Annotated in this window: 22 protein-coding genes; 11 read left to right on the top strand and 11 right to left on the bottom strand. The window is 70.5% G+C overall.

Annotation, left to right across the window (positions count from 1 at the left end):
- Window position 1: 1 nt before the first annotated feature.
- The 4 genes from G3I56_RS17850 to G3I56_RS17835 form a co-directional block, all read right to left on the bottom strand.
- Window positions 2-652, bottom strand: a complete 651-nt coding sequence (locus G3I56_RS17850; protein ID WP_164409983.1) for a hypothetical protein — start codon at window positions 650-652, stop codon at window positions 2-4.
- A gap of 251 nt (window positions 653-903) precedes the next feature.
- On the bottom strand, window positions 904-3,342 hold the full coding sequence (locus G3I56_RS17845; RefSeq protein ID WP_164409982.1) for a dolichyl-phosphate beta-glucosyltransferase: 2,439 nt from the start codon (window positions 3,340-3,342) through the stop codon (window positions 904-906).
- Window positions 3,339-4,211 (bottom strand): GntR family transcriptional regulator, encoded by an 873-nt coding sequence (locus G3I56_RS17840; RefSeq protein WP_164409981.1) that lies wholly within the window; start codon window positions 4,209-4,211, stop codon window positions 3,339-3,341. The genes G3I56_RS17845 and G3I56_RS17840 overlap by 4 nt, the downstream gene beginning before the upstream one ends.
- Before the next feature lie 118 nt (window positions 4,212-4,329).
- Window positions 4,330-5,694, bottom strand: a complete 1,365-nt coding sequence (locus G3I56_RS17835) for an aspartate aminotransferase family protein (protein WP_164409980.1) — start codon at window positions 5,692-5,694, stop codon at window positions 4,330-4,332.
- Window positions 5,695-5,839: 145 nt separating this feature from the next.
- On the opposite strand from G3I56_RS17835, the gene G3I56_RS17830 reads away from it, so the two are divergent.
- The gene (locus G3I56_RS17830) at window positions 5,840-7,597 is read left to right on the top strand and encodes a serine/threonine-protein kinase (RefSeq protein WP_164409979.1); all 1,758 of its coding nucleotides are present in this window, start codon (window positions 5,840-5,842) and stop codon (window positions 7,595-7,597) included.
- Window positions 7,598-7,640: 43 nt separating this feature from the next.
- Here G3I56_RS17830 and G3I56_RS17825 read toward each other — a convergent pair whose 3' ends face one another.
- Both G3I56_RS17825 and G3I56_RS17820 read right to left on the bottom strand, forming a co-directional pair.
- The gene (locus G3I56_RS17825) at window positions 7,641-8,030 is read right to left on the bottom strand and encodes a hypothetical protein (protein WP_203690125.1); all 390 of its coding nucleotides are present in this window, start codon (window positions 8,028-8,030) and stop codon (window positions 7,641-7,643) included.
- 165 nt (window positions 8,031-8,195) lie between these two features.
- Complete coding sequence (locus G3I56_RS17820; RefSeq protein WP_164409977.1) at window positions 8,196-8,966, bottom strand: SLATT domain-containing protein; 771 nt, start codon at window positions 8,964-8,966, stop codon at window positions 8,196-8,198.
- Window positions 8,967-9,274: 308 nt separating this feature from the next.
- Here G3I56_RS17820 and G3I56_RS17815 point away from each other — a divergent pair, with 308 nt between their 5' ends.
- From G3I56_RS17815 to G3I56_RS17805, 3 genes are all read left to right on the top strand, one after another.
- On the top strand, window positions 9,275-9,640 hold the full coding sequence (locus G3I56_RS17815; RefSeq protein WP_164409976.1) for a YbaB/EbfC family nucleoid-associated protein: 366 nt from the start codon (window positions 9,275-9,277) through the stop codon (window positions 9,638-9,640).
- Window positions 9,641-9,786: 146 nt separating this feature from the next.
- Window positions 9,787-10,386: a recombination mediator RecR gene (gene recR, locus G3I56_RS17810; RefSeq protein ID WP_164409975.1), complete on the top strand. Its 600-nt coding sequence runs from the start codon at window positions 9,787-9,789 to the stop codon at window positions 10,384-10,386.
- Window positions 10,379-11,038: a DUF5063 domain-containing protein gene (locus G3I56_RS17805; protein ID WP_164409974.1), complete on the top strand. Its 660-nt coding sequence runs from the start codon at window positions 10,379-10,381 to the stop codon at window positions 11,036-11,038. Before recR ends, G3I56_RS17805 begins: the two co-directional genes overlap by 8 nt.
- 280 nt (window positions 11,039-11,318) lie before the next feature.
- On the opposite strand, the gene G3I56_RS17800 is transcribed toward G3I56_RS17805, so the two are convergent.
- A complete protein-coding gene (locus G3I56_RS17800; protein ID WP_164409973.1) occupies window positions 11,319-12,308 on the bottom strand; it encodes a hypothetical protein in 990 nt (329 codons plus the stop codon).
- Between the two features lie 271 nt (window positions 12,309-12,579).
- On the opposite strand from G3I56_RS17800, the gene G3I56_RS17795 reads away from it, so the two are divergent.
- Window positions 12,580-13,080: an SgcJ/EcaC family oxidoreductase gene (locus G3I56_RS17795; protein ID WP_164409972.1), complete on the top strand. Its 501-nt coding sequence runs from the start codon at window positions 12,580-12,582 to the stop codon at window positions 13,078-13,080.
- Window positions 13,081-13,165: 85 nt separating this feature from the next.
- Here the strand turns inward: G3I56_RS17795 and G3I56_RS17790 are convergent, their stop codons facing one another.
- The gene (locus G3I56_RS17790) at window positions 13,166-14,518 is read right to left on the bottom strand and encodes a HAMP domain-containing sensor histidine kinase (RefSeq protein WP_164409971.1); all 1,353 of its coding nucleotides are present in this window, start codon (window positions 14,516-14,518) and stop codon (window positions 13,166-13,168) included.
- Entirely contained in the window at window positions 14,515-15,264 is a 750-nt protein-coding gene (locus tag G3I56_RS17785; protein ID WP_164409970.1) for a response regulator transcription factor, read from the bottom strand. The genes G3I56_RS17790 and G3I56_RS17785 overlap by 4 nt, the downstream gene beginning before the upstream one ends.
- 208 nt (window positions 15,265-15,472) lie before the next feature.
- On the opposite strand from G3I56_RS17785, the gene G3I56_RS17780 reads away from it, so the two are divergent.
- From G3I56_RS17780 to G3I56_RS17765, 4 genes are all read left to right on the top strand, one after another.
- The gene (locus G3I56_RS17780; RefSeq protein WP_164409969.1) at window positions 15,473-16,753 is read left to right on the top strand and encodes an aspartate kinase; all 1,281 of its coding nucleotides are present in this window, start codon (window positions 15,473-15,475) and stop codon (window positions 16,751-16,753) included.
- 215 nt (window positions 16,754-16,968) lie between these two features.
- Window positions 16,969-18,045, top strand: coding sequence for an aspartate-semialdehyde dehydrogenase (locus G3I56_RS17775; RefSeq protein WP_343239979.1), 1,077 nt, complete (start codon window positions 16,969-16,971; stop codon window positions 18,043-18,045).
- A gap of 389 nt (window positions 18,046-18,434) precedes the next feature.
- Complete coding sequence (locus tag G3I56_RS17770) at window positions 18,435-19,100, top strand: SigE family RNA polymerase sigma factor (protein WP_164409968.1); 666 nt, start codon at window positions 18,435-18,437, stop codon at window positions 19,098-19,100.
- Window positions 19,101-19,402: 302 nt separating this feature from the next.
- Complete coding sequence (locus G3I56_RS17765) at window positions 19,403-20,458, top strand: hypothetical protein (RefSeq protein ID WP_164409967.1); 1,056 nt, start codon at window positions 19,403-19,405, stop codon at window positions 20,456-20,458.
- Between the two features lie 54 nt (window positions 20,459-20,512).
- On the opposite strand, the gene G3I56_RS17760 is transcribed toward G3I56_RS17765, so the two are convergent.
- The gene (locus G3I56_RS17760; RefSeq protein WP_343239978.1) at window positions 20,513-21,340 is read right to left on the bottom strand and encodes an SURF1 family protein; all 828 of its coding nucleotides are present in this window, start codon (window positions 21,338-21,340) and stop codon (window positions 20,513-20,515) included.
- Between the two features lie 242 nt (window positions 21,341-21,582).
- On the opposite strand from G3I56_RS17760, the gene G3I56_RS17755 reads away from it, so the two are divergent.
- Window positions 21,583-22,116 carry a hypothetical protein gene (locus tag G3I56_RS17755; protein ID WP_164409965.1) on the top strand — a complete coding sequence of 178 codons (534 nt, stop codon included), beginning with the start codon at window positions 21,583-21,585 and terminating at the stop codon, window positions 22,114-22,116.
- Between the two features lie 68 nt (window positions 22,117-22,184).
- Here the strand turns inward: G3I56_RS17755 and G3I56_RS17750 are convergent, their stop codons facing one another.
- Window positions 22,185-23,699 (bottom strand): helix-turn-helix transcriptional regulator, encoded by a 1,515-nt coding sequence (locus tag G3I56_RS17750; RefSeq protein ID WP_164409964.1) that lies wholly within the window; start codon window positions 23,697-23,699, stop codon window positions 22,185-22,187.
- A gap of 194 nt (window positions 23,700-23,893) precedes the next feature.
- Here G3I56_RS17750 and G3I56_RS45070 point away from each other — a divergent pair, with 194 nt between their 5' ends.
- A complete protein-coding gene (locus G3I56_RS45070; protein ID WP_164409963.1) occupies window positions 23,894-26,803 on the top strand; it encodes a LuxR family transcriptional regulator in 2,910 nt (969 codons plus the stop codon).
- The last annotated feature ends 33 nt before the right edge of the window (window positions 26,804-26,836 follow it).

The following is a 26,836-nucleotide window of genomic DNA, read 5'->3' as shown; positions in this document are numbered from 1 at the left end:
CTCAGCTGAAGACGATCATCGACCCCTGGGCCAGGCTCCGCGTCGCCGCCGCGTTCAGCCCCAGCCACACGTGCCGTTCCCGGGCGAACGGGCTCGAGTCGTGTGGGGCGGGTGCCGCCGGTTCCTCCAGCGAGGTGGGGGTCAGCGGCGGGGACGGGGCCACCGGCGGGTTCGCCGGATCGATGCCGAGCGAGGGGGCCACGAACTCCAGCTCCCTCAGCAGGGTTTGGGACGAGCCCAACGGGCCGCCCCCCGCGAGGAGTTCATCGCTCGAGAGAGGGTGCGGGAAGTCCACGGGGACGTAGGCGCCCGCGTGGTCGTAGTGCCAGACCAGGTGGGACTGCTGGGCGGTCGCCTCGAACATCTCCAGCAACTGCTCGTAGTCACCGCCCAGTTCGTCCACCGGCGTCACCGGCAGACCGCACACCTGGAGGAGATACGCGCGGCGCAGGAAGTGCAGCGCGTCGTAGTCGAAGCCCGCGATCGGGGCCACGTCGCCGGACAGTCCCGGCATGTACGCGTACACCGGGACCGGAGGCAGTCCCGCCTCGCCCAGCACCTTGTCGTAGAGCGCGAGTTCGTCGGCGAAGGGGTTGTCGGGGGTGTGGCAGAGAACGTCGACGAGTGGGACCAGCCACAGGTCACAGGCCAAAGGAGAACTCCTCGCATCGTCGAAGGCGGTGGTCAGGCACCGTTGGCGGAGCAGTCAGGGAAGCGTAATGGGTGACGGGTGGGTCGGACCCCCGTGTGACGGGCCAGACACCGAAAGGAACAGGTCAGGAACGGGTCGGGTCGGGCTGGGTCGGGTCGGGAACGGTCAGGGAGTCAGCGGCTGATCGCGACCGGCCATCCTTCCGGGAAGCCCGGAAGCCCGGAAGCCCGGAAGCCCGGAAGCCCGGAAGCTCACGACCTGTCGTGCAGGTCCCATACCCACACCCCGCCCGTCCACTTACCCTTCTCGCCCGTCAACTGTTCCAGCGTCTCGCGCAGCACCCCGTCGTTGCCCTGTGGGGCCAGCACCAGCACGCCCGCCTTCCAGTACGCGAAGTCCTTCTTCGCCTGCGTCCGCCAGTTGACGCCGATCGTCGGCGCGACGCCCGTGTAGCGGACGTCCCGCAGCATGTTGGAGGTGAAGCGGGGCGCGGCACCGTAGATACCGACGCGCTCGTCACCGTAGGGCCCGTTGAAGTACCCGCCCGGCAGCTTGAAGTCGAGACCGGCCGCCGTCTGCCAGTGCAGCGCCTCCGCGTTCCCGGGATCGGGCAACGGTACCGGGACGAGCGACTCGCCCTTCCCGACGTACGACTTCCACGTGCCGTCCGCGATGAAGGCGGGCACGGGCGTGCGTTCCACCGTCTTCAGTGGGGCCGGGACGATCGGCAGCACGGCGAGGAGGACGGCCAGCGTGCCGAAGTACTGCGAGGTCAGGTTGCGGGTGGCCGCAAGCCGTTCCAGCGCGATGGCCAGAAGCATGCCCAGCGCGGGCGCGCAGATCATCGCGACCCGGCCCTCGATCACCGACTCGAACAGCGGCTTCTTGGCGAGCAGCGCCCAGGGTCCCGGCAGCACGGTGTCGGTCAGCGGGACGCGGAACTCGGGGCCCAGCGACAGGAAGGCGGCGGCGACCGCGGTGAAGGCGAGCGCCTTCACGGCCGTGCGCTCCCACATCCGTACGACGATCGCGAAGGCCAGCAGGACCAGCGGCCAGCCGTAGAAGGCGTTCTGTTCGGTCGGGTTGAGGGAGAGGGCGTTCGCCCGGTCTGCGTTGCCCGCGACTAGGGAGCGTTCGGCGAAGGAGAGCAGCGCGAGCGGGCTGTTGCCCGCGTTGTCGCCGTGCAGGACGCTCTTGTAGCTCTGCGGTCCGGCGAACTGCCAGTACAGGGGGAAGGCGACGATCGGGAGGCAGACCGCGCCCCCGATCAGCAGACCTCGCAGCAGCGGACGCCAGGCGGCCTTCGCCGCGTCCCGGCGTACGGCGGCGTAGGCGAGGGCGAACAGCACCATCCCCATCGCCGCCAGCAGGAGCGGTTCCTCGCCGAGGAAGATCTGGTACGCCGCCATCAGGCCCAGGATCACGCCGTTGCGGCGGACCCGTTCGCCCTCGCACAGCCGTAGGGCGCGGTCGATGATCAGCGGCATCATGAAGAGGATGACGAAGTTGGGGTGCGCGTTGGCGTGGCTGACCATCGGGGGCGCGAAGGTCGCCAGGGCCGCGCCGGCGAAGGCCGCTCCCCGTTGCCGTACGACCCTTTTCACGATCAGCCAGTACCAGGCCGTGGCGGTCGCGGCGAGGCCCAGGGTCATCACCAGGGCGAGGGAGATGGCCGGTCCGGCGAGGAGCGTGATCGGTGCGAAGGGGACGGAGAGGCCGAGCATGACCGTGTTGGCCATGAGGTTCACGCCGTCGGGGAAGCCCTGGAAGTCGGTGAAGAGCGGGTTGCGGAAGTGGCTGATGTTGTCGGCCGTCACCGCGAAGAACCACTCCCACTGGTTCTGGTCCTGGAGGGAGTCGGGGAGGTAGCGGCCGGCCGGGTCGAGCCAGCGGCCCGCGTACAGGGCGACCGCCATGAGGAGGAAGAGGGTGACCGCGAGGAGGTCGGCCGGGCGGACCGCGCGCGCCTTGAGGGCCGTCAGTTCGGCGAGGACGCGGGCGTAGTCCAGCGGGCGTACCTTCGAGCCGGACTGGTGGGCCCAGCGGACCGGTATCTCGGCGACCGGCCAGTCCGCGCGGCGGAAGTGCTGGAGGACCTCGACGTCGATGCCCCAGCCGTTCAGCCGGGACGCGGCGAACGCCGTCCGGGCACGGTCGCCGTCGAACAGTTTGAAGCCGCACTGGGTGTCCCTTATGCCGGGGACGGCGACCCTGCGTATCAGGAGGTTGCCGGCCCGGCCGAGGAGTTCGCGCACCCGGTGCTGGTGGTGCTCGATGGTCGCGCCGGGGACGGAACGGGAGCCGATCGCCGCCGCCGCGTGCCCTTCGGTGAGGGCCTCGTCCAGCACGTCGAGTTCCTCTATGGGCGCGGCCAGGTCGGCATCCGTCACCAGGACACGGGCGCCGCGCGAGGCGGCGACGCCGAGGCGCAGGGCGTTGCCCTTGCCGCGGTTGCGCGGGCTGGTGACGAGCTGGACGCGGGGGTCGGCGAGGCCGGTGACGATGTCACGGGTGCCGTCGGTGGAACCGTCGTCGACGACCACCACCTCCCAGTCGCCCCAACGGCCCTCGTTCTCCCGGAGGTGGCCGGTGATCGCGGCGAGGGTGGGGCCGAGCCGCTGTTCCTCGTTGTAGGCGGGGACGACGACGGTCAGATCGAGGGTGCCGGTGGTGCGCGTGGGGGCGCTCATCCGAGGGAGCCCCCGTTGCCGGCCGGTGCGGTGACCCCGTCGTCCTTCTTCTCCTCGTCGTCCTTGTCCTCGCTTCCGACGGAAGCGAGGACGGCCTGGTCGTTGGCCAGACCCTCTATGAGGGCGAGGGAGTGCAGGTCGTAGTCGTCGACCATCCGGTGCGCCTCGGCGAGGTCGCGGAGGGTCAGCGCGTCGATGACCTCGGTGTACCTGGACCACAGGTGACCGCGCAGGTCGCTCAGCCGGCGCAGGTGCTGCACCGCGCACACCCAGGACTGGACGCGCAGCCGGTGCAGGAAGTCGGTGAGGTACTGGTTGCCGAACAGGGCGCCCAGTTCGCGCCAGAAGCGCAGGTCGTAGCCGATGAGGACGTTCAGCTCACCGGCGGTGGCGGCACGCCGCGCCTCCTCGCCCCGGCGGCGGACACCGGCGAGGACGGCGGCGGCACGGGGGTCGCCGACGCGGACGAAGAAGCCGCGCGGACCCGGGCTGTCGACGGCGAAGCCACTCACCCGGCCGTCCGCCGGACGACCCGCCACACCGGTCGCCAGGCCCTTCGCCAGGCCGTGGAACATACCGTCGGTGACCAGGCCGCGGGCCTCGATCATGCCCCGGAAGTCGGCCGGCGAGTACTCGTGCACGCGGAAGCCGCGGTGCTGGTCCGCCTCCAGCAGGCCCTGGGCCGACAGATCGACCAGGGCCTCGCGGACGGGCGTCGCGGAGACGCCGTACTGCTCGGCGATCTCCTTGACCGTGAACTCCTGACCCGGCTGGAGACGGCCGGCCAGCACCTCGTCGCGGAGCGCGGTCGCGATCTGCTGACGCAGGGTGCTGCGGGTCACGGCGCCGTTGCCGCTGCTGGCGGGCATGGTCGGGGCCCTCCCCCTTCGCGCGTGTGGATGACTACTCGCATATGACTACGAGCACGTCACCTTACGCGTTCGGGTTCCGGGGAGACTTTCCCGTGCGCTTGCCCACTTTCTTGTCCTACGCGGCGGACTCCGTGTACTCGTCGGCGACGGAAAGGGCAGCGTCCAGGGCGGCGAGACCCTCCTTGGCCTCGGCCTCCGTCACGTTGCAGGGCGGGACGACATGGGTGCGGTTCATGTTGATGAACGGCCACAGCCCGTTCGCCTTCGCGGCGGCGCCGAACGCGGCCATCGGGGCATTGGCTTCCCCGGCCGCGTTGTACGGGACCAGCGGCTCCCGGGTCTCCTTGTTCCGTACGAGGTCCAGGGCCCAGAAGACACCGGTGCCGCGGACTTCGCCGACGCTCGGATGCCGTACGGCCAGTTCCCTGAGCGCCGGTCCGATGATGTTCTCGCCGGTGCGGGCGGCCTGCCCGACGATGTCCTCCTCCGCCATCACGGTGAGCGTGGCGACGGCGGCGGCGCAGGCGAGGGGGTGCCCGGAGTAGGTGAGGCCGCCGGGGTAGGGGCGGGTGGCGAACGTCTCGGCGATGGCGGCCGAGATCGCCACGCCACCCAGGGGCACATAGCCGGAGTTGACGCCCTTGGCGAAGGTCATCAGGTCGGGCACGACGTCGAACAGGTCGGCGGCGAACCACTCACCGGTGCGCCCGAACCCGGCCATGACCTCGTCGAGGACGAAGACGATCCCGTACTGGTCGCAGAGCGCGCGCACCCCGGCGAGATAGCCGGGTGGCGGGATCATGATGCCGGCGGTGCCGGGGATGGTCTCCAGGATGATCGCCGCGATGGTGCCCGGTCCCTCGAAGACGATGGTGTCCTCAAGGTGCTGAAGCGCCCGGGCACACTCCTGCTCCTCGGTCTCGGCATAGAACCTGGACCGGTAGAGATAAGGGGCCCAGAAGTGCACGACACCGGCGGTGCCGTTGTCGGAGGGCCAGCGGCGGGGGTCGCCGGTGAGGTTCACGGCCTGCTGGGTACCGCCGTGGTAGGAGCGGTAGGCGGACAGCACCTTGGGCCGCCCGGTGTGCAGCCGAGCCATGCGCACGGCGTGCTCGACGGCGTCGGCGCCGCCGTTGGTGAAGAAGATCTTGTCCAGGTCCCCTGGGGTTCGCTGGGCGATGAGCCGAGCCGCCTCCGACCGCGCCTCGACGGCGAACGCGGGCGCGAACGTCGTCATCCGCCCGGCCTGCTCCTGGATCGCCGCGACGACCTTCGGGTGCTGGTACCCGATGTTCGTGAAGACCAGCCCACTGGTGAAGTCCAGATACCGCCTGCCGTCGTAGTCCCAGAAGTACGACCCCTCGGCACCGGCGACGGCGAGCGGGTCGATGAGCTCCTGCGCGGACCAGGAGTGGAACACGTGCGCGCGATCGGCGGCCTTCACGGCCGCACCGGCCTGGGGATTGGGCTGAGGGGTCATGTGGGGAGCGTAGGCGCCCCGGGTGACCGCGGGATATCGGCGTCCTGTCTGCGGTCCGGCGCTTTACACGACAGGTTGTCGTGTGTCCTAGTGGGAAAGTAGGGGAGCGGGGGAGGGGAGAAAGGGAAGGGGAGGCGGCGCGGGCATGGAGAAGCTCCGGGACGGGGATCCGGTGCGGATCGGGGCGTATCGGCTGGTCGCGCGGCTCGGTGCGGGCGGGATGGGGCATGTGTACGCCGCGCGGTCCGAGCGGGGGCGCACTGTCGCCGTGAAGCTGGTCCGGCGGGAGCTGGCCGAGCAGGACGAGTTCCGGGACCGGTTCCGGCAGGAGGTCGCCGCCGCGCGTCGCGTCGGGGGCCACTGGACGGCGCCCGTCCTCGACGCGGACACCGAGGCCGAGGTCCCCTGGCTCGCCACCGGATACGTCGCCGGGCCGAGCCTGAAGCAGGTCGTCGGGCACGATCACGGGCCGCTGCCCGAGTACTCGGTGCGGGTCCTCGCCGCCGGGCTCGCGCACGCCCTGCACGACATCCACGCTGCCGGGATCGTCCACCGCGACCTCAAGCCGTCCAACGTCCTGGTCACCATCGACGGGCCCCGGGTCATCGACTTCGGTATCGCCCGCGCCCTGGAGACCGTCACGGAGGGCGGCCTCACGCGCGCGGGCGCGCTCGTCGGTTCACCCGGGTTCATGGCACCCGAGCAGGTGCGGGGCGACCGGGTCACCGCCGCGGCCGACGTCTTCTGCCTCGGTTCCGTCCTCGCGTACGCCGTCACGGGCACCCTGCCGTTCGGCGCGGTCGGCAGCGGGGCCCACGCCATGATGTTCCGCATCGCCCAGGAGGAACCCGACCTGACGGGTGTCCCGGAGAGCCTGGCCGCCCTGGTCCGCGACTGCCTCCACAAGGACCCGGCCCAGCGGCCCACACCGGAACAGATCCTGGCGCGTACGGGGGTGTCGGCGGCCCCCGTCGTGGCCGGGACCGACGGATACGAGCGGGACACCTGGCTGCCGGGCGCGCTGATCGCCCAACTGGGGCGGCACGCGGTGCGGTTGCTGGAGATGGAGGCGGACGAGGGCGAAACGGACGAGGCCGAGGCGGAGGCGGTCGAGGCGGAGGCGGAGGGCCACGGGGAAGCGCCGGACGATGTCACGCCCGAACACGCGCCGCCCACCGGACAACCCGCCCATCCCGGCCAGGGACACCCACAGCACCACCCGCAGCCCTTCGCCGCCACCCTCGGTGACAGTCGGCAGCCCCCTGTCTGGCCCGGGGACCCGGCGCTCGAAGAGCATGCCGTCCCGGCCGCGTGGAGCACGACGCCCCCGAACGGGCCCACCCGCGGCGCGACAGGGCGTGCGGATCACGCGGAGAAGCGGAGCAGGAGGTCACGCCTGTCGTTGGCGCTCGGCGTCGCCGCGCTGGTCGTCGCCCTCGGGGCCGGCGCGTCCATAGTCGCCCAGCTGAACGGCGACGAAGGCACCCCGGTCGCGCCCCCGCCCCCGAGCCCCACGCCGACCTCGGCGACCTCGCCGCAGGACGGTGCCGTACCGTCCGGCTTCCTCGGCATCTGGACCGCCTCGATCGACAACTCCACGGGCCACAACACGCGTCAACTGACCATCAGGCAGGGCGAGGTGGGCGACCGGGTGCTGACCCTGGTCGCCGACGGTCCCACGGCTTCCACGGGCACCTACCACTGCGTGTTCGTCGCCGCCCTGTCCGAACAGCCCACCAAGGGCGCCCTGTTGAGGATCACCCCGTCCCAGGTAACCACCGGCGAACCACCCTCCGCCTGCACCCCGGGCGCCGCTTCCACGCTCACTCTCCGCAAGGACGGCACGCTGGAGCGGGCGACGGAGGGGAGCGGCGGAAAGCTGACGTACGAGAAGGAGAGCTGAACCTCGCCGTCTCGTCTCGGACGGGGCGGCGAGGTTCTTGCCGTCACGGGCAGGTGGCCGCCGTGTCGATCCTGATGCCGGTCACGGTGTACGCGGAGGTGAAGACCGCGGTTACGTTCGGTAGCACGCAGATGTACTCGGTCGCGCCGGTGCTGTTCCGGATGTAGCGGAGGTAGGCGCGGTCGTCGTTGCGGGTGTTGTGCACACGGTCCGCGCCCCGGCTGTTGGCGCCGAGGTTCTGGTAGCCGGTGGTGACGTCCTGGTACGCGGCGTTGGGGCTGCCGCTGTTCCAGTCGCTCGTGGTGAGGTAGAAGCAGACGCGAGGATAGGTGCAGCCGTTGTAGGAGTCAGCCGAGGCGGTGGGAGCCATGACCAGTGCGGAGGCGGCAACGGCAGCTGTGGCCGCTCCCACGATGGCAAATCTCTTCGTCATGTTCATGTCGCGAGACCCTGCTCCCGGAATGCCTGATTCAGGAGTGTTCATTCGGCCAGATGCTCCCCGTCTGGCAGACGTATTCGGCCACGAGGAAGCGCCGGCCATCGGTCGTGACGAGCGCCGACGGCACGGGGGCGGTTCCTTCGGCCGCAGCCACCTACCTCACCGCGCCTCCGGCGGCCGTTGCCGGGGCATGTTCGGGCGGGCTCCCGGGGCGACCCCGAACCGGCCCTGATGCACCGTCGCGTCCTGTCGGGGCATCACCATCCCCGCCGACTGGATCCCCAGCGGCGCGGAGCCCGTGCGGAACTCCACCATCCAGTCCGCCGTCTCCGCCCGCACCAGCTCCGTCACGTCCTCCGAGAACCTTCGCAGCACCCCCAGGCACCGGTCGGCGGCCTCGCCCGCCGTTCCCTCCGTCGGGCCCAGGACCTCGCGAACGCTCTCCGACGCCCAGTCGAACTGCAGCACCTGAAGCCGCCGCTGCACGGCCTGCGCGGTCGCGACGTCCCTTATCCACCCCGAGGTGACCCCGAAGAACCGGTCGGCGGCCACGCACGCCACCGCGACCAGCATCGCCAGATACCCCCAGGGGGCGACCCCGCCCATCACCCCGGTGAGATCGAGCAGCGGCAGCGCGGCCCCGGAGACCGCACCGAGCGCGGCCCCCGTACGCAGCGCCCGGGCCCCCCGCCGTTTCCAGACGCGGTCGGCGAGGTACCAGGCCGCCGTCTCCAGGGCCCCCTGCTCCACCCACCGGTACAGCTCGTCGAGGCGCGGTGCGGGCTCGCCCCAGTCGCCGAGGGGGAAGGGCCGGCCGGTCAGGTCCCCGGGCCGCAGCCCGGGGAAGCCCAGCTCAGGGGGACCTTCGCTCCGCCCGTCGTGGGGCGGTCTCTGCGGCGGCCCCTCGGGCTGCATCTCCGGCTGGCTCACCCGGCACTCCCTTAGCTGAGCAGACTGACCACATCACCGTGCGTGACACCGTAAGACGCCCGCGTGACGTCCGATGCCGGTGTAAAGCTGTCGCGCCGCCCTCTTCTTACCGCCCAATGGGTGGCGGTGACCGGGCTTTCGTTTCTTTTCCGCTCGGAAGAAGTCCTTGATCAGGTATAGGCCACAGGACCGGCTCACTCGAAAGAGTGCTGGAGCGACGGCCTACCCGACCACGTAGGCTCGTGCTGAACGCCGAACAGGTAGGTGTTCGCAGGCGGACAACACGTACGAGCAACGAGGAGCTGATCGTGATCCCCGGTGGTGGCCAGCCCAACATGCAGCAGCTGCTCCAGCAGGCCCAGAAGATGCAGCAGGACCTGGCGAACGCGCAGGAGGAGCTGGCGCGGACCGAGGTGGACGGGCAGGCGGGCGGTGGTCTGGTGAAGGCGACCGTGACGGGCGCCGGCGAACTGCGGGCCCTCAAGATCGACCCGAAGGCGGTCGACCCGGAGGCTGCATCTGTTGAGGAGACAGTGGAGACCCTCGCCGACCTGGTCGTGGCGGCCGTACAGGCGGCGAACGAGAACGCGCAGCAGCTTCAGCAGCAGAAGCTGGGCCCGCTGGCCCAGGGTCTGGGCGGCGGCGGAAGCGGCATCCCGGGCCTGCCGTTCTGACGTTCGCGCCGCGCGCCCCGCGTCCCGCCTTCCTCAGGTGGGCGGCGGCCAACTACGGTACGTACAGCAGGAAAGACGGAAACGAGTAAGGAACCACTGAACCACCGAAGTACCGAAGCACCGCAACACCCAGGAAAGGCAGTCCGTTGTACGAAGGCGTGGTCCAGGACCTCATCGACGAACTGGGGCGGCTCCCCGGCGTCGGTCCCAAGAGCGCGCAGCGGATCGCCTTCCACATCCTCCAGGCGGAGCCGACGGACGTACGGCGCCTCGCGCACGCCCTGCTCGAAGTGAAGGCGAAGGTCCGCTTCTGCGCGACCTGCGGAAATGTCGCGCAGGAGGAGTTGTGCGGCATCTGCCGTGACCCGCGCCGGGACACGACGGTCATCTGTGTCGTCGAGGAGCCCAAGGACGTCGTGGCGGTCGAGCGGACGCGTGAGTTCCGGGGCAAGTACCACGTCCTGGGCGGCGCGATCAGCCCGATCGAGGGGGTGGGCCCGGACGACCTCCGTATCAGGGAACTGCTGACCCGCCTCGCGGACGGCACGATCACGGAACTGATCCTGGCCACGGACCCGAACCTGGAGGGCGAGGCCACAGCGACGTACCTCGCCCGCATGATCAAGCCCATGGGCCTCAAGGTCACCCGCCTGGCCAGCGGCCTCCCTGTGGGTGGCGACCTGGAATACGCGGACGAGGTCACCCTTGGCCGCGCCTTCGAGGGGAGACGACTTCTAGATGTCTGACGCCACGCTGCACGACACTGCGCAGGACCCGGACGACTTCGCGGTCCAGATCGCCGACCAGGTGGAGAGCTTCCTGGTGGCCGTCACGGAGGTGGCGAAGGGCGACGAGCCGGACTCGGCGGTGCCCTTCCTCCTCCTGGAGGTCTCCCAGCTCCTGCTGGCGGGCGGTCGCCTCGGCGCGCACGAGGACATCCTCCCGGACGAGCGCTACGAGCCCGACATGGGCCCGGAACCGGACGTGGACGACATCCGCGAGCGGCTTGCGCTGATGCTGGACCCGGTGGACGTCTACTCGGAGGTCTTCGACCCCTACGAGCCCCGCAAGCCCCCGGTCCCGGCCCGTATCTCCGACGACCTGGCCGACGTCATCGCCGACCTCCGCCACGGCATGGCCCACTACCGCGCGGGCCGCACCACGGAGGCCATGTGGTGGTGGCAGTTCTCCTACTTCTCCAACTGGGGCTCGACGGCGTCCGCGACCCTGCGCGCGCTGCAGTCGCTGGTCGCCCATGTCCGTCTGAACCAGCCCCTGGCGGAACTGGACGGCCTGGACACGGACCAGGAACTCGGCGACGAGACCCTGGCCGAGGAGGCCGGCAAGGTGATGGCGGAAGAGATCGCGGAGCCGCTTGGGCTGCGGACGGTCAAGTAAGCGTCATGTAGGTCGTGTTGAGCAGTTGGGTAGCGGTCGGGCGCCGGACGCGGGAGACCCAGCCCGAGGTGTCCGGCGCCGAACAGGAGTCCCGCAGACAGGTGGCGCGTACGGTGACCGGGGCGCATGCGCCGGGTCACCGGCTGGCTGCCTTTCGGCGCCACCGCCAAGCTCCCCGACCCCGTGAACATCACGTTCGACACCGAGCCCCTCAAGGGGTTCGTGGACCGACCGCTCCTGCCGCCGCTCCCGCCTCCTGCGGCCATTCCTGACGGCGTCGCTACTGCGAGTTCACGATCCGGTACTCGCGGGCCGTCACCGACGGCTTCCCCGTCTTCGGGAGGATGGCCAGGGCCATGCCCTGGTAGGTGTTCACCACGGTGTCGCGATCCCGGCCGTTGAAGACCGACTCCACCTCCGTCGGCGTGATGTCGTAGTTCTCGCGGTACGACGCCTTCAGCACGTACTGCGAGGCGTGCGCGGTCGGCAGCGCGGCCAGGACGCCGCCGTCCTTGAGACGCAGGGCGTAGACCGTGTCGAACTCGGCGGGTGTGCTGACGAACACCTTGGTCGCGAACTTCGCGCCCTTGCCGCTGTCACGCTTCGCGTGGGTCTCGATCGCGTCCTTCGCGGCCTCGGTGCTGTGCGAGATGTCCACGCCGGCCTTCTTGCCGCCGGTCGTGTACAGGTCCTCGTACGCCGCGGAGATCTGGTTCGGGGCGAGTGTGCCGACGCGGGTGCCCGCGTCGACGGCGGCGGCGAGGCCGGAGTCGTCGGTGGCGATCGCCGGGAGCGGTACGTCCGAGTGGACCGCCGAGATCAGCTTCCAGTCGTCGTACTCCTTGCCGAAGACCAGCAGCGCCTCGTCCTTCGAGTTGTTGGACGTGGTCGTCACCGCGAACCAGTCCTTGCCCGCCGGGATCCAGTACTTCCGGCCGGTGTAGTGGAACGGGTTCCGGTAAGCGGCCTGGTCCTCCTTCGACTCGGTCTCGAAGAGGCGGTAGTCGGCCTTGCTCTGCTCGTACAGCTGCCCGCCCTCGACGGTGCCCAACAGGGCCGAGTCCTGCTGGGCGTTGGCCTTGTTGTTGACCGACTCGTAGGTGTCGAGGATCTTCGCTGCCTGCGCCTCGGTGACGGCACCCTTCGCCGCGGGGCTCGCCGAGGCGCCGCCGGCGCTGTCCTCCGAGCCCATGTCGCATCCGGTGAGCGCCAGTGCGGCGGCCACCGTCGTCGTCATGCCGAGCGTGAACAGCTTCTGCCGGGAGGTCATGCGGGTGGGTCTCCTCTGCGGGGGGCTTGCGGACCGGGCTTACCGTACTGGGGCAACTGTGCGTGTCCTGGGGAGGACCGGCGGGCCGATGGTGCAGCCCGCGCCGCTTCGGAACGTGACCAGGCCGTCGCCTCAAGTGAGTTGGCGTCTTCCTTCCCGACCCCTGTACGTCCCTTGCACGGGCGCTAACCGGCGAAAAGAGAGGCTGGAGTCACTTCCACCGCAGGAGCTGCGGAGGAGGTGAACCCCCCTCACCCGTACAGGAGTTGCGATGAACCGCAAGACCCGCATACGCGCCGCCCTCGTCACGGCCACCGCCCTCGTCACCGCAGCCACGGTGACGGTCGGGGTCAGCGCGGCGGGTGCCGACCATCAGCCCAAGAAGCCCACCAAGAAGCAGATCGCCGCCCTCTTCGACGGCTGGAACAAGACCCTGCAGACCGGAGACCCGGAGAAGGTCACCGACCGGTACGCGAAGGACGCGGTGCTGCTGCCGACCGTCTCCAACAAGATCCGGACCAACCACGCCGAGATCGAGGACTACTTCGACCACTTCCTGCTGAACAAGCCGGTCGGCACGAAGACCAAGACGATCATCAACATCCTGGACAACAACTCGGCGATCGACACCGGCTCCTACTACTTCATCCTCACCGACCCGAAGACCGGCGAGAAGAGGCGGGTCGACGCGCGCTACACGTACGAGTACGAGAAGCGGGGCGGCAAGTGGCTGATCGTCAACCACCACTCCTCGATGATGCCCGAGGGCTGACCAGCCCGGACCGAGCAGAACGGTCCCGATCAACCAGGTCAACCCAGGTCAGCTAGGTCAACCCAGGTCAGCCAAGTCGGTCAGGTCAGCCGGTGCTCTTCTGAGTTGCCGCCCGCAGGCTGATCACCACGCTCAACCCGCCCCCGGGCGCGTCCGCCAGGGCAACCGTGCCGCCGTCGTCCGTCACCAGCTGTTTGACGACGGCGAGGCCGAGCCCCGAGCCGGAGCGCCCGGTGAGGCCCTGGCCGCGCCAGAAGCGGTCGAAGGCACGGGACTTCTCGGCGTCCGACATGCCGGGACCCCCGTCCGCCACCGTCAACTCCATCTCGTCGCCCCGGGGTTGTGCCCGTACGGTGATCGTCCCGCCGTCCGGTGAGACCTCCAGGGCGTTCGACAGCACGTTGTCCAGTACCTGGTCCAGATGACCGGGGCTGGCCAGCACAAGCAGCCGGCCGTCGGCACTCCCCCTGAGCGCGATGGTGACTCCGCGCTCGTCGGCGGCCGGCCTCCACACCGACAGGCGTTCGTCCACGATGTCCCTGAGGGACAGCGGCTCCGCCGCCGTGACCTTCGCCTCGGCCCGGGCCAGCACCAGCAGCCCGTTGACCAGACGGCTCATCCGGACCACCTCCGCGGTCGCCTGCTCCACGTCCTCCCGTACGAACTCGTCGTCGGTGCCGTCCGCGATGTTGTCCAGCGAGAGGCGCAACGCCGTGAGGGGGGTACGGAGTTGGTGCGAGGCGTCGGCGACGAAGATGCGCTGCGAGGCGACCAGTGTGTCCAGGCGTTCCGCACCCTGGTTGAGGGTGCGGGCCAGCGTCTGCGTCTCCGGCGGGCCCGTCACCGGCGAGCGTGCGGTCAGGTCGCCGTCACTGAACTTGCTTGCCATGCTGTTGAGTTCGCGCAGGGGAGCGGTGATGCGGCGGGCGGCGTACGCGCCGATCGCCGCGGCGGCGGCCAGCACGAGCACGGCCAGTCCCGCCCGGAACCCCCAGATGCTCCACAGCCGCTTGGTCATGTCCGACGTGGAGTACACGATCCGCACGGCCGACTCCCCCTGCGCGGGGACGGTGACCGTCAGTTGCTTGCCCCAGATGAAGTCGGAGCCCCAGTCGGTAGTGACTTCGTTGTCCCGTACGGCCCGGGTCAGGGCGGCGTCCGCCTCGGGCCTCGGCAGTTTCGCGGCGCAGCTGTCGGTGGCCACCTGAACCCTGCCGAGCGTCTCGCGGTCGTACGCCTTGGCCACCTTCTCCAGGGCCTCGCACGAGATCCTGTCGCCGTTGCCGAGGAGCAGCGCCATGGTCTGGGCCTCGCGCTGGACGGACACCTTCGTGTCGTCGCGCAGCTGCTTGGTGAGCGTGAAGGCGACCGGCACCGTGAACAGGAAGATGGCCACCGCGACGAGCAGGATGTAACTCCGGATGAGCTGACGGTTCACGAGGGCTCAGCGTCCTTGGCGATCTCGTTCGGCTCGGGCGTCTCGTTCTTCCCGGTCGTCTCGTTCTTCTCGTTCCTCTCGTCCTTGACGATCTCCAGCCGGAAGCCGACGCCCCGTACCGCCTCGATGGCGATCGCGCCCGTCAACTTCCGCCGCAGCGCCGCCACATGAACGTCGAGCGTCTTCGTCGGCCCGAACCAGTTCGCGTCCCAGACCGCCTCCATGATCTGCTCGCGCGACATCAGCGCGCCCGGCTCCTCGGTGAGGAAGGCCAGCAGGTCGTACTCCTTGGGGGCGAGGGCGACCTCGTCGCCGTCCAGGCGGACGCGGGCGGCCTTGCGGTCGATCGTCAGGCGGGTGCCGTACCGGTCGGGGCCGGCGGCCCGGTCGCGCGGCTGGACGCGCCTCATCACCGCTCTTATGCGCGCGATGACCTCTCGTACGCCGAAGGGCTTGGAGACGTAGTCGTCCGCGCCGAGTTCCAGGCCGACCACCCGGTCCGTCTCGTCGCTGCGTGCGCTGATGACGATGATCGGGACGTCACCGCGTGCGCGCAGCGCCTTGCAGACGTCCAGGCCGTCGGTGTCGGGCAGGCCGAGGTCGAGCAGGACGACGTCGTACGGCTCGGTGTGGCTGAGTGCCGCGCCGCCCGTGGACACCCACGCCACCTCGAAGCCGTAGCGCAGCAGGCCGCGACGGAGTGACTGGGCGACCGGTTCATCGTCTTCCACCAGGAGTACGCGCACAGGCGAACCTTAGCCCGCAGTCCTTGAAACTTAATTCACAGTCGCGACGCGTATGACGCGTATTCCACGGCGAGGTGGGCATGTGCCGTCCGGAGCGGCCGAAGATCGCTGCGGTGAGCGGGACATCTCACCATGCGATACCCCGAAGGGGGAATTCGGCCGCTCGTTAGACTGAGCCGACCGCAGACGGACTGAGCGAGGAGCGCACGTGGGCCTGGTCGTGCAGAAGTACGGAGGCTCATCCGTAGCCGATGCCGAGGGCATCAAGCGTGTCGCCAAGCGAATCGTGGAAGCGAAGAAGAACGGCCACCAAGTGGTCGTCGTCGTTTCCGCGATGGGCGACACGACGGACGAGCTGATCGATCTCGCCGAGCAGGTGTCTCCGATGCCTGCCGGGCGTGAGTTCGACATGCTGCTGACCGCAGGAGAGCGGATCTCCATGGCGCTGCTGGCCATGGCGATCAAGAACCTGGGCCATGAGGCCCAGTCGTTCACCGGCAGCCAGGCAGGCGTCATCACCGACTCGGTCCACAACAAAGCCCGGATCATCGATGTCACGCCGGGGCGCATCCGGACCGCGCTGGACGAGGGCAACATCGCCATCGTCGCCGGGTTCCAGGGCGTCAGCCAGGACAAGAAGGACATCACCACGCTGGGGCGCGGCGGGTCGGACACCACCGCCGTCGCACTGGCCGCAGCCCTCGACGCCGAGGTGTGCGAGATCTACACCGACGTCGACGGTGTGTTCACCGCCGACCCGCGCGTGGTGAAGAAGGCCCGGAAGATCGACTGGATCTCCTCCGAGGACATGCTGGAGCTGGCCGCGTCCGGCTCCAAGGTGCTGCTCCACCGGTGTGTGGAGTACGCCCGCCGTTATGACATTCCGATCCACGTTCGCTCGTCCTTCTCCGGACTGCCGGGCACCTGGGTCAGCAACGAGAATCCCAAGTCGCAAGGGGACCAGCAGGTGGAGCACGCCATCATCTCCGGAGTCGCCCACGACGTCTCCGAGGCCAAGATCACGGTCGTCGGCGTCCCGGACAAGCCGGGCGAGGCCGCGGTGATCTTCCGCGCGATCGCGGACGCGGAGATCAACATCGACATGATCGTGCAGAACGTGTCGGCCGCGTCGACCGGTCTCACGGACATCTCCTTCACCCTCCCCAAGTCCGAGGGCCGCAAGGCCATCGACGCCCTGGAGAAGGCGAAGGGCGGGATCGGCTTCGAGTCGCTGCGCTACGACGACCAGATCGGCAAGATCTCGCTGGTCGGCGCGGGTATGAAGACCAACCCGGGCGTCACCGCGTCCTTCTTCCAGGCGCTGTCCGACGCGGGTGTGAACATCGAGCTCATCTCGACCTCCGAGATCCGCATCTCGGTGGTCACCCGCGAGGACGACGTCCCCGGGGCCGTCCGCGCCGTGCACTCGGCCTTCGGCCTCGACTCCGACAGCGACGAAGCCGTCGTCTACGGAGGCACCGGCCGCTGATGGCTCCGCCCCGATCGACCGCGACCGGACCGGCTGCCGCGCCCCAGTCGGCCACCGTGAGCGGAACGGCCGGTCCTCGGGCGGCCGGGTCCGGACCGGCCGCGTCCCGGTCGACCGGAGCCGGGTCGACCGTCGGTCCTCGGTCGGGCGGGTCAGGATCGGCCGCCGTGCCCCGGTGGGCCGCCGTGAGCGGATCCGTCGGTCCTCGGGCGGCCGTGTCGCGATCAGCCGCAGCCCGGCCGGCCGCGCGGCCCACGCTCGCCGTCGTGGGGGCGACCGGTGCCGTCGGTGCCGTCATGCTGCGGATCCTGTCCCAGCGTGCGGACGTCTGGGGCGAGATCCGTCTCGTCGCCTCTCCGCGCTCGGCCGGTCGCAAGCTGGCCGTGCGCGGTGAGGAGGTCGAGGTGGTGGCGCTGTCGGAGGAGGCCTTCGACAGCGTCGACGTCGCCATGTTCGTCGTGCCCGACGACATCGCCGAGCGGTGGGCGCCGGTCGCCGCCGCCAAGGGCGTGGTCGTCGTCGACAACTCGGGCGCCTTCCGGATGTACCCGGACGTGCCCCTCGTCGTCCCCGAGGTCAACGCGCACGCGCTGCGGCAGCGCCCGCGCGGGATCATCGCCAACCCGCACTGCACGACCCTGTCGATGATCGTCGCCCTGGGTGCGCTGCACGCCGAGTACGGCCTGCGCGAGCTGGTGGTCTCCACGTATCAGGCGGTGAGCGGGGCGGGCCGGGCCGGCGTGGACACCCTGCGACGGCAGCTGTCCCTGGTTGCCGGTACGGAACTGGGGACCAGCCCCGGAGACGTACGGCGGGCCGTGGGTGAGGGGACGGGGCCGTTCCCGGAGCCGGTCGCGCTGAACGTCGTACCGTGGGCCGGTTCGGTCCGGGCGGACGGCTGGTCGTCGGACGAGATGCAGCTGCGGGACGAGACCCGCAAGATCCTCGGGCTGGCCAAGCTCCCCGTGGCCGTGACGTGCGTACGCGTGCCGGTCGTCACCGCGCACGCGCTGACCGTCCACGCCCGTTTCCAGGGCGAGGTCACCGTCGCCGGGGCCCGGGAGATCATCGCCACCGCGCCCGGGGTCGTGCTGTTCGACAACCCGGAGGCCGGCGAGTTCCCGACACCGGTGGACGTCGTCGGCACCGACCCGACCTGGGTCGGCCGGATCCGGCGGTCACTGGACGACCCGACCGCGCTGGAGCTGTTCGTGTGCGGGGACAACCTGCGCAAGGGCGCCGCGCTCAACACCGCGCAGATCGCCGAGCTGGTGGCGGCCGAGCGTGCCTGACGGCACCCTGACGTTTCCCTGACGCCGACCTGACCATTCCCCGACATGCCCTGACCTGCGGGTAACCCTCTGTTCTGGTTCGTCGCGGTCTGTTGATCTTGTCGGAAATCACTCCGGTTACGACAGAAAACGTTTGTAGGATCCAGGTGAGATCGGCGAGAACGAACAGAAAAGAAGATTTTGCTCCCCGCCCTCCGCAACCGCGCGGACGACGGGGAGCGTCTTTGCGGTCGGCCTTCCGGGGCGTGGGACGTCGTGACCATGCGGGGGACGCGCGGTGACCATGGACTTAGGGGAAGTGCGGGACGCATGAGGGTGGCTGTGTCGGATGACGCAAAAGTGATGCCGGATGCGTACAACCCTGACGGGGGTACGCGTGTCCAACATGCGTGGCAGAGGTACTGGACTTCAGAGCGGCGACGCGCGGCACAGCCCTGCGTCCGCCCCGCCGACCCCGCGCGCCCGGTGCGTCCGGCGGCATGCCGGTGATCGCGCCGATGCCCGCAGCGCGGCCGACCCGCATACCCGACCAGCGCGACGGCGCCGACGAGAGCGTGGCGGCGGGGACGACGGTCGATCACCTGACCGAGACGTACCGCGCGCACTACCGCTCACTCCTCGGCCTCGCCGCCCTCCTCCTCGACGACACCGCGTCCTGCGAGGACGTCGTCCAGGAGGCGTTCATACGGGTGCACTCGGCGCGCAAGCGCGTCCGTGACCCGGAGAAGACGCTCGCCTATCTGCGCCAGACGGTGGTGAACCTCTCCCGCTCCGCGCTGCGCCGCCGCATCCTCGGCCTGAAGCTCCTCTCCAAGCCGATGCCCGACATGGCGAGCGCGGAGGAGGGGGCGTACGACCTGCTGGAGCGCGACTCCCTCATCAGGGCGATGAAGGGACTGCAGCGCCGCCAGCGCGAGGTCCTCGTCCTGCGCTACTTCTCGGACATGACGGAGGCGCAGGTCGCCGCGACGCTGGGCATATCGCTCGGCTCGGTGAAGGCGTACGGCTCGCGGGGGATCGCCGCGCTGCGCATCGCCATGGAGGAACCGGCATGAGTGGCGATCAAGGCCGGGATCAAGGCCGGGATCAGGGCGAGGACCGGGAACGGGGCCAGGCCCATGGACCCGAGAGGCAAGCGGCTGAGGGGCCGGGACACGAGGAGCCGGGCTCGGCCGATGCCGGGCGCGAAGGGCGCGGGGGTGCCGCCCCGGGGAGCGGCGGTTTCCGGACCGATAAGTTCCAGGCCGGTAGAGTTCCTGTGAACGGGGCACGATCAAAAGGGAGTTGGCGAGCCGGAGTCCAAGGACCAGGCCGCCATGAGCAAGAGCACAAGCAATCGCACGCAGGGAACGGAACTGTGAATCACGGCCCCGACGACCAGAGCCTGGACGGGCTCGGCTCGGAAGAGCTGGCACTGCGCACGATGCTGCACCAGGCGGTGGGCGGAATCCAGCCGACCGACGCGGTGCTGGACCATCTCCGGCGCGCGGTACCCGCCCGACGGGCCCGCAAGCGGCACGCCGCCATCGGTATGGCCGCCGCCGCGCTCTTCATCGGCACGGCCATCCCGGCCCTGCTGCACGTCTCGAACGTCACCGGTCCCCAGCCCGATCCCTCTCTGATCGCGGGCCACGGCGCGCAGACCGAGGGGGGCTCGGACAACGGCAAGGGCCCGGACGGCGGCGAGAGCACCTCCGTGGGCGGCTCCGACACGGTCAAGGACAAGCCGACGAGCAGTGCCTCCGGCGGTGCGGCCGACCCGGGCAAGGGCAGCGGCAACAGCGGCACGACCGGCGGCGCCAATCCGACGGCCAGCTCCGCGACGACGCCCGCCTGCGAAGGGACCCAGCTGGGCTCGGCCACCGGTTCGGTCGGCAGCCCCGACGGCAGTGGCGCGGTCTACGGCACGTTTCGCGTCGTCAACGTCTCCGCCGCCGCCTGCACGGTCGGCGGCAACGGCACCGTGACGCCGCTCGCGCAGGCGGCGGCGGACCCGTCGAAGGTGAGCGTCGCCGACCATACGGCGGGGGACGCGGCCAGTGGCCTGCCCGACCCGTCGGCCTCGGTCAGCGGACTGGTGCTGGCGCCGGGTGCGGCGTACACGGTGCAGTTCGCGTGGGTGCCCTCGGAGACATGCCCGACGACCGGCACTACCGACGGCGGCAGCACGGGCGACCCCTCGTCGTCACCGACGCCCACACCGAGCGAGAGCACCGACTCGGCCACGACCGGCACCAGTGGCGGCGACATCGGCACCTCGACCCAGATGTTCACGGAGGACGGCACCGTGGCCGACGGCAGCGTGGCGGTGTCCTACACGGCAGAGGGCGGCTCGCCCACGGTGACGACGACTGTGTCGAACGCATGCGCGGGCACGGTGTACAGGACCGGTGTCATGGGGGAGACCACGTAGTACCGGGTAGACCGCACCGCGTACACCGGGTACCGGCGGTATGAACCCGGGCGGTCAGGAGACGGGGGCGTCTTCCCGCGCGGGTTCATCGGCCGGAGCGGCCGGAGTGTCGGATGCGGCGGGTGTGGGCGTGAGCCCCAGCTCCGCGTCCCGCGCGAACTCCGCCTCGCGGCGCACCAGCCGGAACCACATGAAGACGACGAAGCCCGCGAAGACGAACCACTCGCCGGTGTAGCCGAGGTTCTGGAACGCCTTCAGGTCGAGCCCGGTGTCCGCGGGCGCGGTCGCCGGTACGGCCTTCATCCCGGAGTCGCCCTTGTCGAGGGTGACCCAGGCGTCGTACAGGTCGTACGGGACGAGGTTCACCAGCGAGGCCGCGCTGATCGCGCCGGTCTGCCCGGCCGGGAGACCGCCCGCCGCGCTCACCCCGTTGGACCCCGGCGTCTCGGACGCCTGGAGCGCACCGGTGACGGTGACCTCACCGGCGGGCGGGGCGGGGGCCTTCGCGGGGTCGGCGGTACCGGGCAGCCAGCCGCGTACGACGGGCAGCGCCTTGCCGCCGTCGGTCCGCAGCAGGGTCAGTACGTAGTAGCCGCTGCGGTCGTCCAGTTGGCGGCCGGGGACGAGGAGCTGCGTGCCGTACCGCCCGGTGGCGGTGACGCGGTCCCCGGAGGTCTTCTTGTCGACGGGCAGCAGCTCGGCGAGCGGCCGGGCGGCCTCCCCCTTCTCGGCGGAGACCTCCTCGGTGGCGGTCCTGTGGTCCTGCACGCGGTCCTCGAACCGGCTCAGCTGCCACGACCCCATGAACACGCAGAAGGGGATGGCGAGCAGCACGAAGACGTTGATCCCCCACCAACGGGGCGTCAGCAGAAACCGGTACACGCCTTCCAAGGTACGGGGCGGGGGTGGGTGCCGGGTTCGCGGGGTCGGCCAGGGCCGTCAGCGCTGTCAGCTGGTCATGCGGGAAGGCCGCACCCTGCCGCCGGCAATCGGATGGCCGTCGCTCGAGCGGCGGATTGTCCACACCAATCGGCAGGGGATAGCTGGACAATTGCTCGGATGTGAGGATTTGCCGTAAGCCGCCGAACACGGCGGAGTGGCAAGTGAAAGAGAATCCGATCAGCATGAAGAAACTCGTTGTCAAGAGCAGGCGTGCGTTCGCCGTGGGCTTCGTCGCCTCCACGCTCGCCCTGGGAATAGGTGTCGCCGCCCCCGGTGTCGCCTCCGCGCAGCCGGCGCCGGTCTCGGGTAGTGCCCAGCACACCCAGAATCCGCCGAGCAACATGGAATTGGGCATCGACTTCTGGGAGAATATGGGATGGCCGAACTGGCGCAACCTCGGTGACCGGGAGTGGATCGAGGCGGCCCACTGGACTGACAGCAACGGGGTTACCCACTCCGACTTCGTCTTCACCGGCGGCCGGTTCTACGACCGCGACCAGGGCCTCATCAACTTCATGAACAGCCCGGCGGCCCCCAGCTCCAGCCACGGGTACACGGGGACCTTCCAGGAGTACAACACGACCATCTACGACCGTCAGCGGGACGACGTGGTTCCCCGGCGTGACGCCAACCGGATCGTCAGGGCGATCGGTACCGGCGACCTGTTCTGGACCGACGACCACTACTCGACGTTCCACTACGCGGGACGGAGCTAGCACATCTGAAGGGGGTGTGACCGCCGCACGGCGGTCACACCCCCTTCAGCTGCGTCTACGCGTTGTGGTCACGCGGCGTGGCGGTGCCCCTGAGCGTGGCGGGAAGCGGTGAGGAACTCGCGTTCCAGACCGGTCAGCTCGTCGGGTTCCTGACAGCTGAGGAAAAGGCTTTCCGCGATGGCGAGGCGCTTGCCGCGATAGAGGTCGCACTCGTCGTGACCGAGCTCCTGCCAGGCTCCCGCCGCCTCGGTCAGATACCGGTGGTGCAGCAGGCGCTCGCGGTCCTCCTCCAGCCACCGACGCAGCCTGGGAGACTCGCTGATCACGGCGTCGTGGGTGAGCTCCGCGGAGTTCTCGCCGAGTGTGACGAGCCGGGCGCCGACCAGCGTGTTCAGCACCGGCCGCGTCTCCCGGTCCTCGAACGCGCGCAGCTCGGACGGCCGCACCGGCCGGCGCACGTAGGAGCGGTTCTCGTCGGGGGCGACAAAACGGCGCAGCACCCTGCGCGCGGTGAGCCGCTGCCGGGCGCACAGCCGGTCGAACACTTCCTCCGCGGTGGTGGCGAGGGCGCCCCGCACCCCGCCCGTCTCCTCGTAGTCGGCCAGGGTGAGCACCCGGCCGCGTCGGCGGCACCAGACGCGCAGTAACGCGTTCGAGAGCATGGGCAGCATGGTGGGCTGCCCGAGGAAGTCGTCGATCAGCCGGGCCGTGAGATCACGTTCCACGGCGAGCCCGGCCGCCGCCGCCGGGCGGACGATCGCCTCGCGCAGCTCCGCCGACGTCATCCCCGGCATCCGCACGGTGCAGTCGGTCAGTGCGTCGAGCCAGGGTGTCCGACGCGGGCACCACCACAGGAAGTCCGGCCTGAGGTTGAGGACCACCCTCAGCCGCGATTCCGGTCGCCGCGCGGCCACCAGCAGCTCGACGAACCGCAGCCGCTCGTCCAGGTCCGGCACCGGCGTGCCCAGCTCGTGGGACTCGTCGACGACGATCCAGCGTTCCGGGTCGTCGGCGCCGGGCGACAGCAGCTGCTCGTACGTGGTCGCCGGCCGTGGTCCCGGCGTGATCAGGTGGACGGTGACCGGGTGTCCGGCGCACCGCGCGGCATCTCGCAGGACCGGCAGCAGGCCGGCGCGCAGCAGCGAGGACTTCCCGCTGCCCGACGGTCCGGACAGCGCGGCGAACCGCTTCGTGCGTATGAGGTCGAGCAGGCTGTCCACCACACGGTCGCGCCCGAAGAACAGGTGCCGCTGCTCACTCTCGAACCGCTCCAGCCCCCGGTAGGGCGACAGGGCGACGTCGTCGTCCCGGAACGCGGCCGACTCCTCGGCGGCCTGCGACCACCGTTGCTGCCATTCGTCCGGATTCCCGCCACAGGCCCGGGCGAAGGCCACGACCACGGCCAGGGACGGCAGCCGGTCGCCCGCGGCGGCCTGGGCCAGCGCGGTGGGGGAGTAGTGGGCACGGCACGCCATCGAACGGTAGGTGGGGCTGCCGGCGTCGCTCCGCAGCGCACGCAGTTCGCTCGCGAAGCGCTGAACGGGACCTTCGCCGGGATCCAGCGGTTTCTCGGGACGACCCATCTTTCCTTCCCTGCCTGGGCACGCGCCCTGCACGGGGATGCGCCTCGGCCGGGACGCACGTTGCCCGGGGGCGCATGTCCGACGCTGCCGGTACCGGTGGGACGGAACAATGGGGGCCGCTTAGAGTGGGTATGTACGGCCGCCAAGATGGGTAGCGGCGCACGGCAGCAGTGTCCGCGAAGGACGGTGACGGGGTGGCCGGGACGGCTGACCAGTGTGGTGCTGCGGGCTTCGGACGGGGCTTCGCGTTCGTCGGACGCCGCCACGAACTCGACCGGCTGCTCAACGCCGTTCGGCGGCCACCAGCTGTGGTGATGGTGGAGGGCGACGCCGGCATGGGGAAGTCCCGGCTGGTGAAGGAGGCCACCGCGATCCTGCGGTCGGAGGGCTGGCGGGTGGTCACCGGGTTCTGCCACCCGCTGCGCGAGCCCCTGCCCTACGGGCCGGTGGTGGACGCGCTCGGCAAGGTCGCTCCGTGGCTGCCGGACACCGGTCTTCCGCCCACGGCCGGCGCGCTGGCTCCGCTGCTGCCGGACCTGGCCGACCGCCTGCCACCGGCACCGCCCGAACCGCGTGACCCGCGTGCGACACGCCACCAGTTGATCCGGGCCGTGCGCACGGTGCTCGCCTCGATCGGGCGCGTGGTGATGGTGGTCGAAGACCTCCACTGGGCCGACGACGCGACCCGCGAGCTGCTCCTGCTGCTCGCCCGGGACCTGCCCGAGCACTTCGCGCTGGTGGTGACCTATCGGGCCGAGGACCTGCCGCCCGGGACCCCCGTCCTGGGCGCGGCCTACCGGCCTCCGCCCGGTGCGGACGGCACCGTGATCCGGCTGTCGCCGCTCACCGGGACGGACATCGCCGACCTGGCCGGAATCGCGCTCGGCACACAGGCCACGCCCGAGCTGTGCGCGGTGCTCCACCGCCGCAGTGAGGGCCTGCCGCTGGTCGCCGAGGAAGACCTGCTCACGCTCCGGGACCAGGCCCGCCGCGACGTCGGGGAGCTGGAGCGGGCCGCTGTGCCCAGCGGTCTGCGGGAAGCGGTCACCGAGCGTCTGACATCGCTGTCACAGGCCGGGGCGGCGGTGGTGGACGCGGCGGCCGTACTGGCGGTGCCCGCCACCGAGGCGCTGCTCGCCGAGGTCGCGGGACTGGACGGCGACACGGCCACCGAAGCGCTGACCGAGGCGCTGCGGGCGGCCGTGCTGCGCGAGACCGGCACCGGCCGGTACGCCTTCCGCCACGTGCTGGCCCAGCAGGTCGCCTACCGGCAGATCCTCGGGCCGCGCCGGGTCCGCCTGCACCGGCGTGCCATCGACGAACTCCAGACGCACGACCCGCTGCCGCTGGTGCAGATCGCGCACCACACGCTCGCCGTCGGCGACCGGCAGGGCTGGCTCGATCGCACCGAGCAGGCCGCCGAACAGGCCGTCGCGCTGGGCGACACCGGCACCGCGGGCACGCTCCTGCACCAGATCCTGGCGCAGTCCGGGGCGGACACCGAGCGACGTTCCCGGGCCGCGCTCGCGCTCGCCCGTATCGTCAACTTCGGCGTCGACTACGCGGCGACCGTCCGCGAGCTGCACGGCGTGCTGGCCGATCCGCGGCTGCCTGCGGCCACCCGGGGTGAGATCCGCATGGAACTCGGTCTGACCATGCTCAACATCGACCGCGACCCTGCCGGCTTCCGCGAGCTCGAACACGCCATCGACGAGCTGGCCACCCTCCCGCACAAGGCGGTGAAGGCGATGATCGCGCTGGCCCTGCACGACCTGGACGGCGCCGCCACGCAGGGGTGGACATGGCTCGGCCGGGCCGAGCAGGCCGTGGCGGATGGTACCGACGAGACGAGCCGGATGGTGGTCAGGAACGTCCGACTGCTGTTGATGGCCAGGGACGGTGATCCCGCCGTCTGGCCCTTGGTGGACCGGCTGCCGCGGCGCGGCGCTGACGGCGTGGTGCTGAGACAGGCCATTTTCGCCCTGTACAACCTCACCCTCGCGGCCATCCAGCTCGGCCACGACCGGCGGGCCCGCGCCCTGCTGCTCGAGGTGAGAGACCTGGCCGACGGCGTGGACGGTCGGCCGTTCGAGTGCCTCGTCCGCTCCCAGGAGCTGCGCGTCGACCATTTGGTCTGCCGCTGGGCCGGCCTGGACGGCGAGTACGCCGCCCTGGAACGCGCTCACCCCGATATGAGACAGGTCGAGGTCGACCGACTGCTTTACCAGGGACACCGGGCCCTCGCCCAGGGCCGGCACTCCCGGGCCCTCGACCACTTCATCGCCGCCGCGGAGCACGGAGGCACCTCGGCGGACAGCACCATGGGGATCGCCGCCGCCCTCACGGCTGTCCGGCTCGCCCAGCACGACCCGCGGGCGGCCTGGGCGGCCGCCGAACCGGCGTTGTCGACGTTGCGTGGACTCGGTTCCTGGACACGGACCTTCGGCCTGCTTCCCGTCGCGGTGGAGGCCGCGCTGGGCTGCGGGCATCGCACGGCGGCCGAACAACTCGTGACGGAGGCCGAGTCCGGTGTCCGCGACCGGGACGCGCCGGCTGCCCTGGCCGAACTGGAACTGGCCCAGGGACTGCTGCTGCTCCGTGCCACCGGACCGACGGCGACCACCGAGCGGGTGAAAGCCGCCGAGCACTTCGCCGAGTCGCAGCGGAGGTGGCAGGAGATCGGCCGCCCCTACGAGGTGGCCAGGGCCGCCGAACACCGGGGCGACGCCCTGACGTGCGCCGAACCGGAGGACGCGGCCGGACACCTGGCCGAGGCCGTGCGCGGCTACACCGACCTGGGTGCGACCGGTGACGCCGCGCGCTGCCAGCACCGCCTGCGTGAACTCGGCGTGGCGGCGGTGGGGCGCCGTGGCCGGCGCGGCTACGGGAGCGAGCTGTCGCCCCGGGAACTGGAGGTCGCCGGGTTGCTGTCCGGCGGCGCCACCAACCAGGACATCGCCGAGACCCTGTTCCTGTCCCCGCGCACCGTCGAGAAACACGTGGCCCGGGTGCTGACGAAGCTGGGCGCGTCGAGGAAGGACGTCCACACGGCCCTGCCGGACTCCGGCGGCGACCGATCCGGCGGGACACCGCTTCAGCGTTAGATCGTGCGCCGCGGCAGACCGCCGATCGGGTTA

Origin of the sequence: Streptomyces sp. SID12488, assembly GCF_010548275.1 — a bacterium.
Classification (GTDB): domain Bacteria; phylum Actinomycetota; class Actinomycetes; order Streptomycetales; family Streptomycetaceae; genus Streptomyces.
This window is presented reverse-complemented; position numbering and strand designations above follow the sequence as displayed.

Coding starts and splice junctions, on each gene's coding strand:
- G3I56_RS17845 (WP_164409982.1), bottom strand. CDS start 3,342: ATGAGCGCCCCCACGCGCACCACCGGCACCCTCGATCTGACCGTCGTC.
- G3I56_RS17840 (WP_164409981.1), bottom strand. CDS start 4,211: ATGCCCGCCAGCAGCGGCAACGGCGCCGTGACCCGCAGCACCCTGCGT.
- G3I56_RS17835 (WP_164409980.1), bottom strand. CDS start 5,694: ATGACCCCTCAGCCCAATCCCCAGGCCGGTGCGGCCGTGAAGGCCGCC.
- G3I56_RS17830 (WP_164409979.1), top strand. CDS start 5,840: ATGGAGAAGCTCCGGGACGGGGATCCGGTGCGGATCGGGGCGTATCGG.
- G3I56_RS17825 (WP_203690125.1), bottom strand. CDS start 8,030: ATGACGAAGAGATTTGCCATCGTGGGAGCGGCCACAGCTGCCGTTGCC.
- G3I56_RS17805 (WP_164409974.1), top strand. CDS start 10,379: ATGTCTGACGCCACGCTGCACGACACTGCGCAGGACCCGGACGACTTC.
- G3I56_RS17800 (WP_164409973.1), bottom strand. CDS start 12,308: ATGACCTCCCGGCAGAAGCTGTTCACGCTCGGCATGACGACGACGGTG.
- G3I56_RS17795 (WP_164409972.1), top strand. CDS start 12,580: ATGAACCGCAAGACCCGCATACGCGCCGCCCTCGTCACGGCCACCGCC.
- G3I56_RS17755 (WP_164409965.1), top strand. CDS start 21,583: ATGAAGAAACTCGTTGTCAAGAGCAGGCGTGCGTTCGCCGTGGGCTTC.
- G3I56_RS17750 (WP_164409964.1), bottom strand. CDS start 23,699: ATGGGTCGTCCCGAGAAACCGCTGGATCCCGGCGAAGGTCCCGTTCAG.